This window comes from Halolamina litorea (assembly GCF_026616205.1).
In the GTDB taxonomy this organism is placed as follows: domain Archaea; phylum Halobacteriota; class Halobacteria; order Halobacteriales; family Haloferacaceae; genus Halolamina; species Halolamina litorea.
In genome coordinates, this window is record NZ_JANHGR010000002.1 from 248,853 (window position 1) to 262,620 (window position 13,768).

Sequence of the window (13,768 nt, forward strand, 5' to 3'; positions counted from 1 at the left end):
TACCCACCGATCGCCCGTCGACCAGCCGCGGCCGGAGGGTCGATGCGCGTAGCCGTCGTCGGCGGCGGCGCCGTCGGCGTCACCGCGGCCCACGACCTCGCGGCCGCCGGCGTCGACGTGCGCCTCTACGAGCGCGATTCGGAACTGGGCGACGACCGCACCAGCCCCCGCGAGCAGGTCGAGGGAAGTTCCCACCGTGCGGCCGGGTTGCTCGCGCCCCGCCCCACCGACGCCGTGGGCGCCGAAATCGCCACGCGCTCGCTCGACCGCTTCGAGTGGCTGGCTGACCGTGATCACCGCTTCTCCGTCGAGCCGACGCCGCAGGTCACGCTCGTCGGCGCCGACGCCGAGGACAAACAGGCCGCGCTCCGCGAACAGGTCGCCGAGGCCCGCGAGCAGGGCGTCGACGTGGGCTGTCACGAGCCTGCCGAGATCGCCGACCGCTTCCCCGAGGTGGACTTCTCGGGTGTCGGCCTCGCGGCCGTGACCGAGCGCGCGGCGTACGTGACACCCGGGCCGGGCGCGTACGTCGCGGCCATGGCCGACCAAGCGCGCGAGGCCGGTGTCGACTGCTGGACGGGCGTCGAAGCCAGTCTCTCCCACGAGGGGGATGGCCCCCGTGTCGACAACGAGCGCTTCGACGCCGTGATCGTCGCCGCCGGCGGCTGGAGCAAGCGCGTGCTGGCGCCGACGGGCATCCAACTGCCGATCAAGCCATACCGCGTACAGGCGCTCGTCTCCGAGGCCGACTACGCCGGGCCGATGGTCCACGACGCCGAGGCGGGGGTCTACTTCCGCCCCCACCCCTCGGGGCTGCTGGCCGGCGACGGAACGGTCCCCGAGGAGATCGACCCCGACGGCTGGGAGCCCACCGGCGACGATTGGTTCGTCGAGGGCGCACTCGACGCCGTGCGCAGCCGAACCGGCCACGACGCCGACGCCGACGCCGCGTGGGCCGGGATCGCCACGGCGACCCCCGATCGGGAGCCGCTGCTCGGGGCCGTCGAGTCGGACCTCTACGTCGCCACGGGCTGGCAGGGCCACGGGTTCCTGCGTGCGCCGGGGACGGGCGAGGCGATCGCCGACCTCGTCCTCGGGGAGCGCGACCCGATCGAACGCTACGACCCCGGCCGGTTCACCGGGGTCCCCGAGTTCGCCGTCGAAGAAGGGATGTCGATCTGAGCTACGCGTCGCCCGCGTCGTCGGGGTCGTCCTCCGCTTCCGCCTCGTCGGCAGAGATCGGCACCTCGGTGCCGCTCGCGTCCTTGGGGATTCTGACTTCGAGGGTCCCGTTGTCGGTGAGCGTCGCGTCGGCGCCCTCGGCGTCGACCAGCGCGTCCGGCGGCAGTTTCGCGCGCCCTGACAGCGCCAGCCCGCGGCCGGGGAACCGCGTCTCGAAATCCTCGTGGAACGCCCGGAAGCGGTCCGCACGCACCTGTACCTCGCCGTCTACGAAGCGCACCTGCACGTCCGAGGGTTCGACGCCGGGGGCGTCGAAGACGACGAGGTAGGCGTCCTCGCTCTCGAGCAGGTCGTAGGGCAGGGGTTTCCGCTCTTGCATCCGGCTCACGCCGCGACCCACCCGCTCCATCACCGCGTCGACGGCCGAGCCGCCGATGTCACTCAGGTCCGTCATAGTTCGATCTCTTCGAGGCTCCCGCCGCCACAGAGGGGGCAGGAGAGGTCCTCGACGCTGTGGTCGTCGGCGATGTCGTACGTGTAGTGGTTCTCGAACATGTCCAGCTCGCAGTCGTCGCTCGTACACTTGACCTCCTTCGTGGCGGGCATCGTACCCCGACGTTGGAGCGCCGGCGGCTTAAACGGGGCGGGCACCGGAGTCGACGCGGGTGGTTCACCCACAAAGTCGAAGCCCCTGCCCGCCGAAAACCGGGGTATGGCCAAGCCGCGGATGGTGTACGACGACGACTGTGGGTTCTGTACGTGGTGTGCGGCGCTGGGCGTCCGGTTCGGCGACGTGGAGCCGGTCGGCTTCGCGGAACTCTCGCCCGACCAGAAAGCCCGACTGCCCGAGGGCTGGCAGGAGTCGGCGCACCTACTGACCGATGACGCGGTCTACTCCGGCGGGGCGGCGATCCAGGGCGTGTTGGTCAGGATGAGCGTCGTCTTCGTCGGCGCGTTCTGGCTACTGGAGAAAGTACCGGGCTACGACCGCCTTCGGGAGCGGCTCTACCGCTGGGCTGCCGACCGGCGTGACTGGTGGGGGAGGCTCGTCAGTCGGGACGGCCTATAGCTCGTCGCGCACTTCCGCGAGCACGCTCCGACAGGTCGCGCGGTCACGGAGCGGCGCCCCGGCGAGGTACTCCGAGAGCAGTTCTCGGACCAGCAGCAGCGACTCGCGGTCGAGACACAGCGCGTCCTCGCTTTCGAGTCGTGTGAGCAGCTCCACGGCGGTTTCGCTCTCCGCTTCCATCCCCGCGTCGTCGCCGACTGGCGCCGTCGACGGGCCGGCGTCGGCCCCGCCCTCGGCGCGCCGATCGAGATACTGCAGCAGCGCGGTGTGGAGGACCCACTGTTCCTCGTCGCCGAGATCGAGGCGGGCGCCATCGTCGTGTTTCGGGTCAGCCATCGGCCTTGTCCTCTGTCCGGCATCCACACGGGTATAGTTACGCATGGGGTAACTGTCAGGTCCGCTGCTCGGCGAGGCGGTCCCGGAGAGCGGTCGCCATCGTCCGGGCGCGTCGGGCGACGGCGTGAGATGGGTCCCGGTTCCCGCGCTGGAGGTGCAGCGACCGGAGGTACGAGAGGCCGTTGCAGAGGACGTACGCCTCCCGACGCCGGTCGAACCCCGCCGGCAGCGGGCGGACCGACTCGTACGCCTCCCGGAAGACGCGCTCGGGCACCCCGTGGTCGGCACCGGGACCGAAGACGGGCATGACCGTCCGGAGGTAGTCCCAGCCGGCCGGCGCCGCCAGCGCGTGTTCGAAGTCGATGACCGCCGCGATTTCGTCCCCCTCGCCGCCGAGCGCGACGTGCACGCCGTCGCCGCTGCTGCGGACGGCGACGTGCACTTGATCGGCGCCCTTGCCGATCGCGACGTGTTCCCCGAAGTAGTTCCCGTGACAGAGCACCGCGTCACCGGCCGTGTCGAACAGGTCGCGCTCCTCGCGGGCCCACGCGAGCACCTCGCCCGCGAGGCCGCCGTAGCCCACTTCCGCCAGATAGCGCGCCCGGTCTTCGAGCATCGCGAGCAGGGTGTCGCTCCAGCGCGGATCGCTGTCGATCGGTGGCGTCGCGGGGTCGTCGACGGCGCTCGCGGGCTGGAGGGCCCCCGTCCAGCCGATCTCCGCCGTCTCGGCGTGTAGCGTCGCCAGTCCCCGGCCCAACGCCCGGATACGCGCTTCGTCCCGCGGCGGCGCGTCCTCGGGGACGGCGTCCATCCAGCGCGCGACGAGGTGGTCGTCGCCGACCGCGAGGGGTTCGGGGACGGGGACGCTCGTGGCCTCGCCGACGTACTGCATCGCCGCGGCCTCGGCGCCGAGGTCCGCTTCGGGGTGCGTTTCGACCTTGCAGACCGCCCGCTCGCCCTTGAGGCGCACCTCGTAGGTGGCGTGTGGGCGGACGCGGTGCAGTTCGCGGACGATCTCGTAGTCGGTGGTGTGTGTCGTCAGGGCGTCGTGGATCGCTGTTTCGGACATGATGGCGCCGCGTGACGGGCGGCGGCCGGCCGGAACGGTGCTGCGGCTCCGGCCGGGAGAAGACGTGTGAACGGTCGGTGAACGGTTTGAAAAACGTACCGACCTACTCGAAGGCCGCGATCCCCGTCGCTGACGGCGACCGCGGCAGGGCTCGAACCGACCTACTCGAAGGCCGCGATCCCCGTCAGATCCTCGCCCAGGATGAGTGTGTGGATGTCGTGGGTGCCCTCGTAGGTGTACACCGTCTCCATGTTCGCCATGTGGCGCATCGGCGAGTGGTCGGCGACGATACCGTTGCCGCCGAGCATCTCGCGGGCGACCGGCGCCTGCTCGCGGGCCACCCGGACGTTGTTGCGCTTGGCCATCGAGACGTGCTGGGGCCGGAGGTCGCCGCGCTCTTTCAGGTCCGCCAGACGGTAGGCGAGCAACTGCGCGGTCGTGATCTGGGTCGCCATCTCCGCCAGTTTCTGCTGCTGGAGTTGGAAGCGCCCGATCGGGCCGCCGAACTGCTCGCGGTCGATGGCGTACTCCCGTGCGGTCTCGAAGCAGTCCCGCGCGGCGCCGACGGCGCCCCACGCGATGCCGTAGCGCGCTTGGGTCAGACAGGAGAGCGGCCCCTTCATCCCGGTGACGCCCGGCAGCACGGCGTCCTCGGGTACGTGGGCGTTCTGGAGCGCGATCTCGCCGGTGATCGACGCCCGCAGCGAGAGCTTCTCGTCGATCTTGTTCGTGGTCACGCCGTCGGTGTCGGTCTCGACGAGGAACCCGCGGACCGGGTTCCCCTCCGCCGAGCGGTCCTTCGCCCAGACGACCGCCACGTCGGCGATCGGGGAGTTGGTGATCCACGTCTTCGAGCCGTTGAGCACGTACTCGTCGCCCTCCTTCACCGCGTACGTCTCCATCGCGCTGGGGTTCGAGCCGTGTTCGGGCTCGGTCAGGCCGAAACAGCCCACCGCCTCGCCGGCGCCGAGTTTCGGCAGCCAGCGTTCCTTCTGGGCCTCGCTCCCGAACGCGTGGATCGGGTACATGACCAGCGCGCCCTGCACGGAGGCCATCGAGCGCAGCCCCGAGTCGGCCGCTTCGAGTTCCTGCATCAACAGGCCGTAGGCCGTCTCGGAGACGTTCGGTGAGCCGTACCCGTCGAGGTTGGGCGCGTAGAAGCCCAGCTCGCCCATCTTCGGGATCAGATCCGTCGGGAAGGTCCCGTCGAGCCAGTGCTGGCCGATGTCGCCCCGGACCTCCGAGTCGACGAAGTCACGCGCGGTGTCGCGGATGAGTCGTTCCTCCTCGCCGAGGTCCGCCTCGAGTCCGACGTAGTCGAGCATGGCGGCCGTGTGTCCGGAGTCGGCAAAAGCGGTTCGCTATCCGTGGTCACACACGGCGGCGCGTACTGCGAGTCCCGCCGCCGGTCAGGCGCTCGCTTCGGCGTCGAGGTCGTCGGCGACCCCTCGTGCGTACCGCGTGAAGTTCTCGAACAGCCGCTTGGCCTCACACGCCGCCTCGTAGTTCGCTGGCGTGATGTCGGCCAGCACGGCATCGACGCGCTCGTCGCCGATCTGATCGCGCTTGCCCTCGGTCACTTCCTCGGCGGTCGCCACGTCGTACTCGGGGTGGAACTGCACGCCCCACGCGTGGCCCGCGCGGAACGCGTGGACGCCGTACTCGTTCTCCGCGAGCAGTTCGGCCTCGGATGGGAGGTCGACGACGGCGTCGCCGTGGGTGGTGAAGGCGGTGAATTCGTCGCCGAGGTCCCCGAGCAGTTCGTCGTCGGCCGCTTCGGGCCGGCGCTCGATCGCGTTGTAGCCGATCTCGAAATCGTCCATCCCCGCCACGCGGCCGCCGAGGGCTTCGGCGAGCACCTGGTGGCCGTAACAGACCCCGAGGATCGGAACGCCGCGCTCGTGGGCCTCGGCGACCCAGTCGATCAGCGCCGGGATCCACGCCTCGTCCCAGTAGACCGACGAGCGGGAGCCGGTGATGACGACACCGTCGAAGGCGTGGTCGGCGGGCAGTTCGCCCTCGGTGGCGTCGAACTCGGCGAGGTCGGCGTCGAGTTCCCGCCGGAAGTTCCGGCTGGTGTTCTCGTCGCCGTGGGCGGCGTTGAGGAGCGCGAAACGGAGTCTGCTCATACCGGAAGCTTGGGGCGGGCGCGGAAAGAAGCTTCGCGGGCTCAGGCGTTGCCGTCCTCGGAGACGAGCCGCCACGCATCGCCCTCCTCGGCGAGGTAGCCCCGGTGGACCATCTCGTCGAGTACCTCCTCCAGCCGGTCGGGCTGGGCGATCTCCATCTCGATCCGGTCGATCCCGTGGTGCTCGGCGAGCAGCGCGCGGATCGCCTCCTCGTCGAAGACCTCGGCCCCGTCCTCCTGGGCCATCGCACCCGAGAGCAGGTCGACCATGTCCTCGATGAAGTTCCACGGGTAGACGACCCACGTCCACTCCGCCAGTCGCTCGCCGACGTAGTCCGGGTCGAACTCGGAAGTGTCGAGCAGTTGGAGCGTGGCGGTCCGGACCGAGCCGGCACCGCGCTCGCGGACGTACTCGTCGGCGCGCTTGATCGAGCCGCCGGTGTCGGCGATGTCGTCGATGATCAGCACGTCCTTGCCCTCGACGCTTCCCTCGGGCATCGGGTAGCGCACCTCGGCGCTGTCGGACTTCTGTGCGGCGCCGACGTAGTGTTCCATCTTCAGGCTCGTCAGGTCGTCGAGGCCGAGGAAGTCACAGATACACCGGCCGGCGAACCAGCCGCCGCGGGCCAGCGCGACGACTACGTCCGGCTCGAAGGAGTCCTCGCGCACGTCGTCGGCCACGTCCCGACACAGCCCGTAGATGTACTCCCAGTCGGTGATCGTACAGTCGAAATCCTCGGGGAGATCACTCATCGCTCGGCGAATCGGGCGGGCCGCAGTTAAGGGTTCAGAAGCCCGCACGAGGGGCGTGTCAGCGCGGACGACCGGACCGGCCGGAGTCGACCCCGCCCTTTTTGCGTCGGCGTGGGAACCCCCTAACAGATGTTGGAGTTGGAACACGGCTTCCGGGTCGTCGACGTCCATACCCGGTTGGACCCCGACGAGGAGGCCGTTGCCGTCCGCGGGCGCCAGGTCTCGCCCGAGCGGCTGGAGCGGGAGATGCACCAAGCGGGTGTCGAGCGCGCGGCGGCCTCGCCCGGGCGGACCCCCCGCGGGGAGGGCTACCTCCGCGCGAACAACGCCGTCGCGCGGCTGAGCATCGACCGCCCGATCATCGCGTTCGCCCGACTCGGCGGCCCGCGGAGCGTCAAGCGCGTCGTCGGCCCGCTGGTCAACGCCGTCTCGCGCCCGCGGTCCCACCACACCACCGCCGGCGACGTGGAGCAGTACGCCTACGACGACCGCTACCACGGTTTCACGCTGGACCCCGCCCACGACGGGCTCCCCACGGAGCCAGTCCTCGACGAACTCGCCGCGACCGACGACCCCGTGGTCGTCCACGGCGGCGAGCAGTACCCCCCGAGTGCCGTCGCCGAGACGCTCCTCGACCGGGGGTTCCCGGTCGTGTTGAGTTCCTTCGGTGGCTACCCGCTCAACGAGGACCTGATGCGCTCGGCGCTCGACCTGCTTGGCGAGTACGACGACCTCTACCTCGACACGGCGTACGTCCCTGACCGGGACGTGCTGGAAAAGGGGCTGCTCGAACACCCCGACCGGATCCTGTTCGGCAGCGGCGCGCCGTCGGTCCACCCGAACGTCGGCGTCATGGAGATCCTCACCCTCGACGTGCCCGAGGATGCGATGCGCCGGGCGTTCACGAAGAACCCCGCGCGGGTGGTCCCCGGGCTGTTGCCGGACCTGTGAGTCTCTGAGGCGGCTGACTATCGCCGCCATCCACTTCCGACACCGGCGGCTGCCCGTCGCCGCCATCCACTTCCGACACCGGCGGCTGCCCGTCGCCGCCATCCACTTCCGACACCGGCGGCTGCCCGTCGCCGCCATCCACTTCCGACACCGGCGGCTGCCCGTCGCCGCCTCCTACTTTCGCCAATCGTACACGGCAACCGCCCGCTCGCGCTCCAAGGAGAGTCCGTTCGGGTTTCGTGCGGGCGTCCGGTCCCGGGCCCGCGCCGTGAGGCCGTCTGCGCTCCCACGGGCCATCCCGGTCACGACGCCCCGGCCGTTGCTGAACCACGACGTCGGCGTCCCGTCGCCCCCCAACACCGCCCGTGCGGCGTCGGCGGCGTCGGCGGCCGCGTGTGAGAGGGTCCGGCGCGCGACGGTCGGCCGCGGGCCGTAGTTCTTCGTCAGCCGGTAGCTGAGCGAGCGGTACTTCCAACTCCGGTCGTGTTCGTCCGGCCCGTGGGGCTGTGGGCCCCCGGGTGCGGCGTCCTCGCTCCGTGTCGCCGCCATCGAATCGAGCCACGCGACCTCGTTTCCGGCGCCCGCGAGTCGGTGGGCGGCGTCCCGTGCGCCCCCGACAGCGAGGTACTCGTCGAAGCCGTCGAGGGTGTGACGCAGCGTCGCCGCCCGGAACGCGACGTTGTCCCCGCTGAAGTAGGTCACCTCGCGACCGGCGATCGTTCGGCGTTCCGGCTCCGTGGCCGAGTCCCCGCGTTCGCCGTGGCTGATGGGGCCGCTGACCGCACTCGCCGCCGCGAGCCCGTCCCGGATCGCGTCGGCCCAGCCCTCGGCGATCCGGAGGTCGAACCCGAGCAGGGCGATCGCGTCGCCGCTGGCGACGGCGGTCCCGGCGTTGCGGGCGACGTTGATACAGCGGTCGGCGATCTCCACCAGCACGTCCACGTCGTCGCGCTCTCGCACCATCCCGGTGGTGCCGTCCGCCGAGGGGCCGTTGACGACGACCACCTCCGCGCCGGGCGCCCGGGCCGCCAGCGAGTCGAGGCTGGCCGCGAGGCGGTCCCGGCCGTTGAGCGTCGGGACCACTACCGAGAGATCCATACCCGACTCTCACCGGGGCGAAACTTAAAACGTGGTCGGCCGCGCCTGCCGAACCCTTACGTCCTACCGGCGCGAGCGGCCGAACGTGATACCTGAGTCTCACGTCGACATCTTCGAGTCCGAATCGTTCGCGCACTTCTCGACGATCGGTCCCGACGGCGTCCCGCACGTCACCCCCGTCTGGGTCGACCACGAGGACCGTGAGTACGTGCTGGTCAACACCGCCCGCGGCCGCCGAAAGGAGAAGAACGTCCGGCACAACCCCAAAGTCGGCCTCTCGGTCACCGACCCCGACGACGGCTACCGCTACGTCGCCGTCCGCGGCGAGGCCGAGATGACCGAGGAGGGCGCCAAGGACCATATCGACAAACTCGCCCAGCGCTACTTCGGACAGGAGGAGTACCCACACCACGGTGAGGAGTCCGGCCCGCGCGTGCTCATCAAGATCCCGACCGAGCGAATCATGACGAGCGGCTGACTAGTCGACGCCCCTCGATGGGTCCCTGACGGCCTGCACGGCCAGCGCCGACCGCCCTGTCGGCGTCGCCGCCCCCGGTTCGGCAAGCAGTACGGTTTTAGTGTTCGGCCCGTGACTGCCGATAGCGTGAAAGGGAAGGAGTGGTACCAGGCCGACGATGTCGCCGAGGAGTACGACGCAAAGCGGTTCTCCCGCGGCGGCCGCCTGATCGACCGCCGGGAGAAGCAGGCAGTACTCGATGCGATCGGCCCCGTCGAGGACCGGAGCGTACTGGAGATCGCCTGCGGTACCGGCCGGTTTACCGTGATGATGGCCGAACGCGGCGCGGATATCGTCGGACTGGACATCTCCGAGGCGATGCTGGCCCAGGGGCGGGCGAAGGCCCACAAGGCCGGCGTCGACGACCACGTGGAGTTCATGCGCGGCGACGCCGCGCGGCTCCCCTTCCCCGACGATCACTTCGACACGGTGGTGGCGATGCGCTTCTTCCACCTCGCACCCACCCCGCGGAAGTTCATGGCCGAGATGGCCCGCGTCTCGAAGGAACAGGTCTTTTTCGACACGTTCAACGACTTCAGCACGCGGGTGCTCTACAACCGGCTGCTGCCGATGGGCTCACACCTCTACGGCCGCGACGAGGTCCACGATCTGCTCGACTCCGCGGGCCTCGAACTGGCCGACGCGGAACACGACTTCGTCCTGCCCTACGGCTTCTACCGCAAGATACCCGACGCGATGGCCGGGCAGTTCCGCCGCCTCGACACCGCCATCGGCGGCTCCTCGCTCGGGGAGAAGCTCTGCTCGGTCTCCTGGTGGAACGCCCGCGTCGAGTAGCTACTCCTCGAGTATCTCGCCGACCGCGAAGTTCGACTTCACTTCCGAGACCTCGATCTTCACCCGCTCGCCCACTTCCGCGCCGGGGACGATGATCACGTAGCCGCGCTCGACGCGAGCGATGCCGTCGCCCTGTTTGCCGATGTCCTCGACTTCGACGTAGCGGACCTCGCCGCGCTCGACCGGCGGCTGTGGCTCGCCATCGGCCGCCCGCTGGCTCGTCGTCGACTGCGTCGCCCCGTCGCCGTCGCCGCCGTTCGTGTCGCCGTTGATCAGGGCCACTCGGTAGGTATCCCCGGAGGAGAGCGACCCGCGCTCGATCTCGCGTTTCGGTACCTCGACGACGTACCGCTCGCCTTCTTCCCGGACCGTCGCACTGAACAGACAGAGGAGTTCGTCGGAGATTTCCATAGCTAAGACTCGGATACGACCAGTCGGCCCTGCGTAATATGTGTACCGCTCTCACGGGGCTCGTGAACGCCGCTGTCCCCCGACTACCGCCCGACCGGCGTCCCGTCGGGCCGCTTGGCGCCCTCGGAGTCGTGGACGACGACGTCGCCGTCGCCGACGCTCGCGGGCTCGTACTGCTCGCGGAGCGCGATGGCCTCCTCCAGTTCCCGGATCGCCCGCTCTTTCAGCGCGGCCGCGAGCTCCTCGGCCTCCTCGCGGGGGATGTCGCGACCCAACCCCTCACACTCGTGGGCCCGAACGAGACCCTCGCTGTCGACGGGTTCCCCGGCGGGCTCGGCGGTGCCGTCGAGGGCGACGCTGAAGGGGTAGGTCTCACAGATAAGCGGCCGGCTCTCGTGGACCGTACACGCCCCGAGCCCGTCCTCCTCGGCGTAGAACGCGCAGTCGCCGCAGGCGTCGTTCTGCAGCGCCCACTCGAACGTCTCGCCCTCGGGACCGTCCTCGCCCTCCGAGAGGCCGTAGGGCATCGGGCGGGCCACGTCGCGCCACTCCCGTTCCTCCCCCGCGCCGTCGCCGGCCTCCTGCAGCCGACGGACCTCGTCGGGAAACACTGTCGCCGTGTGGGGTTCCGTTTCGCCCGACTCGGTCTCCTCCCGCGTACAGCAGGCGCCACAGCGCGTACACTCGAAGCCGATCGACTCGATCGCGTCTGCCAACTCGGCCTCGTCGAGCGCGCGCGCCCGGTCGAGTTCCTGCGTCAGGGACACGGTCGGACTCGGCGCCCGGTTCGGAAAACGTCGTCGCCGCGTCGCGGCCCCCCCGGATCCACGGCCGCGAGCAGGTAACGCGCGGCGACCCTCGAGACGATGGTGGTCTCGCGGCCGTTCCCGGCTACGATCGCCCGACGCGACCGTGTGCTGGGTCCCACGTCACCGACCCTTCGACGGCCAGCTTCTCGACGTGAGCCAGCACGGTCGCCCGCGCGAGGTCCCGGACGCCGGTGAGGTCCTTCTCGTAGGCGGCGTCGAGCACGGCGTCGATGTCGGCGGCGCCGCCCCGGACCGCCGAACGCACCGATCGCTCCCGCCGGAGTCTGTGAGCGATCAGCCGTTCGAGGCTCTCTCGCGGCGTGGGGCCGTCGCTGCCCGTCCCCGCCACCATCGTCGGCCCGTGGCCGGGAAGCAGTCGATCGGGGTTCCGCGCCCACAGTCGCCTGAGCGCGGTGAGGTACGCCCGCAGGTCGCCCTCGGGCGCGCCGACGACGACGCTCCCCTCGGCGACGGCGAGGTCCCCGGAGATCACGCCCCCGTCGGGGAGTTCGAACGCGACGTGATCGACCGCGTGTCCGGGTGTGTCGAGCACCGTCACCGCGCCGGCGCCGGTGGTGATCTCGCTCTCCTCCCCGATCCGTCGGTCGGCGTCGACGCCCGTCGCGGCGGCGAAGCGGTCGGGTCGGCGAGCGAGTAGTTCGGCGCCCGTTTCCGCGGCGTAGTCGGCGACGGCGCCGACGTGGTCCGGGTGGGTGTGTGTCAGCGCGATCGTGCCGATTTCGCGTTCGTCGACGAGCGCGTCGAGTTCGGCAGTTCGGCCCGCAGGGTCGACCAGGAGCGCCGGGTCGTCGCCGACGAGGTAGGCGTTGGTCGCCCCCGTCGGTGCTCGGGTCTCGACAGGGACGGAGACGCGCTCGACCGGCGTTCGACCGCTCATCAGTCCGCGCGGCCGCTCGGCTCGAACGTCCGGGTCACGTCGACCTCGGCGTCGCCGACGGTAGCGAACCGGGAGAGGTCCACCTCAGCCACCTCGTCGACCTCCGCGACCGACTCGTAGGGCCGGGAGACGACGATGTCGCCCGCTCGGCCGCTGCTGACGCCCGGGATCGTCGTCAGTTCGTCCATCGACGCCGCGTTCACGTCGAGCGGGTAGGGGACGCCCGTCACCGAGCGGTAGCCGTGGTCGACGATGGCCACGTCGATGGCCCGACCCAGTTCGCGTTCGCCGGGGATGCCGACCAGCAGCGGGTAGGTACCCAACTGCCGGCCGAACGTCTTGCCGTCCTGATGGTACTCCAGATGGACGTTCGGCAGGACGGTGCCGGGCGGCGCGACGCGCTGGAGCATCGGGTTGTCGACCTGCTCCCGGACGGCCTTCTTGTAGTCCTGGAACTGCGCCTTGTGTTCCTTGGCGATATCCGCCCCCGTGTCACCCATCTCGGTGCCGGCGAAGGCCATCACCTGCCGGATGTTGATCCGGCGGAGCATCAGCCCCTCGTCGTACACCTGCCGCAAAAAGCGGCGGTTGTGGTCGTACGTCTCCGGCCGTTCCCCTTGGAGGCCGTGGACGAGGTTGATTCCCGGCAGCAGCTTCGGCAGGCGGTTCTCGGCGGGCCGCCAGCCGCCGGCTTCGTTGACGATCCGGACCGCCTCCAGACACTCCTCGGCGGTGACGAGGAGGTTGTTCTGCTCCTGCACCACGGGATCGGCGCTTTCGAGGCCGAACGCGGCGGTGTCGCCGGGCGTGTTGTGCTCGGCGATGATCTCGATGGCCTCCTTCGAGGCCTCGGGGTAGTCCGTGATCGTCACGGGGTTCATGTTGTCGAGGTGGAGCGTCCCGAGGTCGGGCGCCACCTCGCGGATGCCGCCGTAGAGCTCCTGCAGCGCGTCGGGGTTGGGGGCCTCGCCGTCGCCGCCGAACGCGAGGATGTCGGCCTGTCGGCCGAGTCGGAAGTGCTCGACGCCGTGATCGGAGAGCCGGTCGACCTCCTCGACGACGGAGCCGGGGGTCCGGAACGCGGGGTTACCGTACAGCGGCTCCGTACAGAACGAACAGCGGTACGCACAGCCCCGCGAGGTCTCGAGTTCGGCGATGAGGTAGTCGGGGTGGTTGGGGTGCTGTTCGACGACGAACGCGCCCTTGGAGGCCCAGCGGTCCAGTTCCTCGTTGTCCCGCATCCGGTTGTTGAACCCTTCGAGCCCGGAGTCGACGAGGTCGTAGGCGGCGGCCTCGATGTCGCCCTTGGCGACGAACTCGTAGTCGAGGTCCTTGCGCTCCATGTCCTGTGCGCCGGCGTTCTCCTCGCCGACGCCGAAGCGGACGGGGCCGCCCAGCAGGGTGACGCCGTCGGCGGTCCACGCCAACTCCTTCACCTCGTCTGGCTCGGCGGGGGTGCCGCCGACGTACTTCCCGGGGACGGTCATGCCGCCGACGTAGACGAACAGATCGGCGTCGGCCACGTCGCCCCACTTCATCCGGTCCTCCCGGAGTTCGTCGATGGTGTGGTAGGTGATCGACTCTTCGGGGACGCCGGCGTCGACGAGCGCGCCGGCGGTGAATCGGGGGTACGTCGAGATGTAGGGGGGTACCCCGAAGTGGGCCGGCTCGTCGACGTAGCCGTCGACGATGGTGACGGAGAGCGAACCGGGGTCGGTCATGGACGGGCTTGTCGGTGGAGGGGTAAAACGC

General features: G+C 70.2%; 17 protein-coding genes. 5 read left to right on the forward strand and 12 right to left on the reverse strand.

The features are described from left to right. Positions 1-42: 42 nt before the first annotated feature. Positions 43-1,182, forward strand: coding sequence for an NAD(P)/FAD-dependent oxidoreductase (locus NO998_RS12165; RefSeq protein WP_267647485.1), 1,140 nt, complete (start codon positions 43-45; stop codon positions 1,180-1,182). Position 1,183: 1 nt separating this feature from the next. Here NO998_RS12165 and NO998_RS12170 read toward each other — a convergent pair whose 3' ends face one another. Both NO998_RS12170 and NO998_RS12175 read right to left on the reverse strand, forming a co-directional pair. Beyond that, a complete protein-coding gene (locus NO998_RS12170) occupies positions 1,184-1,636 on the reverse strand; it encodes an Hsp20/alpha crystallin family protein (protein WP_267647486.1) in 453 nt (150 codons plus the stop codon). Continuing rightward, complete coding sequence (locus NO998_RS12175; protein ID WP_267647487.1) at positions 1,633-1,788, reverse strand: DUF7559 family protein; 156 nt, start codon at positions 1,786-1,788, stop codon at positions 1,633-1,635. The genes NO998_RS12170 and NO998_RS12175 overlap by 4 nt, the downstream gene beginning before the upstream one ends. Before the next feature lie 106 nt (positions 1,789-1,894). Here NO998_RS12175 and NO998_RS12180 point away from each other — a divergent pair, with 106 nt between their 5' ends. Beyond that, the gene (locus NO998_RS12180; RefSeq protein ID WP_267647489.1) at positions 1,895-2,251 is read left to right on the forward strand and encodes a DCC1-like thiol-disulfide oxidoreductase family protein; all 357 of its coding nucleotides are present in this window, start codon (positions 1,895-1,897) and stop codon (positions 2,249-2,251) included. On the opposite strand, the gene NO998_RS12185 is transcribed toward NO998_RS12180, so the two are convergent. The 5 genes from NO998_RS12185 to NO998_RS12205 all read right to left on the reverse strand — a co-directional run bounded on the left by NO998_RS12185 (position 2,246) and on the right by NO998_RS12205 (position 6,537). Further along, complete coding sequence (locus NO998_RS12185; protein WP_267647491.1) at positions 2,246-2,587, reverse strand: DUF7853 family protein; 342 nt, start codon at positions 2,585-2,587, stop codon at positions 2,246-2,248. The two genes, NO998_RS12180 and NO998_RS12185, sit on opposite strands and share 6 nt — an antisense overlap. 55 nt (positions 2,588-2,642) lie before the next feature. Beyond that, positions 2,643-3,656 carry an aminoglycoside phosphotransferase family protein gene (locus tag NO998_RS12190; protein ID WP_267647492.1) on the reverse strand — a complete coding sequence of 338 codons (1,014 nt, stop codon included), beginning with the start codon at positions 3,654-3,656 and terminating at the stop codon, positions 2,643-2,645. A gap of 161 nt (positions 3,657-3,817) precedes the next feature. Then, on the reverse strand, positions 3,818-4,981 hold the full coding sequence (locus NO998_RS12195; protein ID WP_267647493.1) for an acyl-CoA dehydrogenase family protein: 1,164 nt from the start codon (positions 4,979-4,981) through the stop codon (positions 3,818-3,820). 84 nt (positions 4,982-5,065) lie between these two features. Beyond that, positions 5,066-5,785: a type 1 glutamine amidotransferase gene (locus NO998_RS12200; RefSeq protein WP_267647494.1), complete on the reverse strand. Its 720-nt coding sequence runs from the start codon at positions 5,783-5,785 to the stop codon at positions 5,066-5,068. 41 nt (positions 5,786-5,826) lie between these two features. Then, the gene (locus tag NO998_RS12205; protein ID WP_267647495.1) at positions 5,827-6,537 is read right to left on the reverse strand and encodes a phosphoribosyltransferase; all 711 of its coding nucleotides are present in this window, start codon (positions 6,535-6,537) and stop codon (positions 5,827-5,829) included. Between the two features lie 129 nt (positions 6,538-6,666). On the opposite strand from NO998_RS12205, the gene NO998_RS12210 reads away from it, so the two are divergent. After that, positions 6,667-7,488 (forward strand): amidohydrolase family protein, encoded by an 822-nt coding sequence (locus tag NO998_RS12210; protein ID WP_267647496.1) that lies wholly within the window; start codon positions 6,667-6,669, stop codon positions 7,486-7,488. Positions 7,489-7,662: 174 nt separating this feature from the next. Here NO998_RS12210 and NO998_RS12215 read toward each other — a convergent pair whose 3' ends face one another. After that, positions 7,663-8,586 (reverse strand): glycosyltransferase family 2 protein, encoded by a 924-nt coding sequence (locus NO998_RS12215; protein WP_267647497.1) that lies wholly within the window; start codon positions 8,584-8,586, stop codon positions 7,663-7,665. 85 nt (positions 8,587-8,671) lie between these two features. Between NO998_RS12215 and NO998_RS12220 the strand changes: the two genes are divergently transcribed. Then, positions 8,672-9,064 carry a PPOX class F420-dependent oxidoreductase gene (locus NO998_RS12220; RefSeq protein ID WP_267647498.1) on the forward strand — a complete coding sequence of 131 codons (393 nt, stop codon included), beginning with the start codon at positions 8,672-8,674 and terminating at the stop codon, positions 9,062-9,064. 126 nt (positions 9,065-9,190) lie between these two features. Next, on the forward strand, positions 9,191-9,898 hold the full coding sequence (locus NO998_RS12225; protein ID WP_267647961.1) for a class I SAM-dependent methyltransferase: 708 nt from the start codon (positions 9,191-9,193) through the stop codon (positions 9,896-9,898). On the opposite strand, the gene NO998_RS12230 is transcribed toward NO998_RS12225, so the two are convergent. The 4 genes from NO998_RS12230 to NO998_RS12245 form a co-directional block, all read right to left on the reverse strand. Next, positions 9,899-10,309, reverse strand: a complete 411-nt coding sequence (locus tag NO998_RS12230) for a TRAM domain-containing protein (protein WP_267647500.1) — start codon at positions 10,307-10,309, stop codon at positions 9,899-9,901. 83 nt (positions 10,310-10,392) lie between these two features. Beyond that, the gene (locus NO998_RS12235; protein WP_267647501.1) at positions 10,393-11,076 is read right to left on the reverse strand and encodes a YkgJ family cysteine cluster protein; all 684 of its coding nucleotides are present in this window, start codon (positions 11,074-11,076) and stop codon (positions 10,393-10,395) included. Between the two features lie 124 nt (positions 11,077-11,200). Further along, positions 11,201-12,016 (reverse strand): MBL fold metallo-hydrolase, encoded by an 816-nt coding sequence (locus NO998_RS12240; RefSeq protein WP_267647502.1) that lies wholly within the window; start codon positions 12,014-12,016, stop codon positions 11,201-11,203. Next, positions 12,016-13,737 (reverse strand): radical SAM protein, encoded by a 1,722-nt coding sequence (locus NO998_RS12245; protein ID WP_267647503.1) that lies wholly within the window; start codon positions 13,735-13,737, stop codon positions 12,016-12,018. Before NO998_RS12245 ends, NO998_RS12240 begins: the two co-directional genes overlap by 1 nt. Positions 13,738-13,768 lie beyond the last annotated feature (31 nt).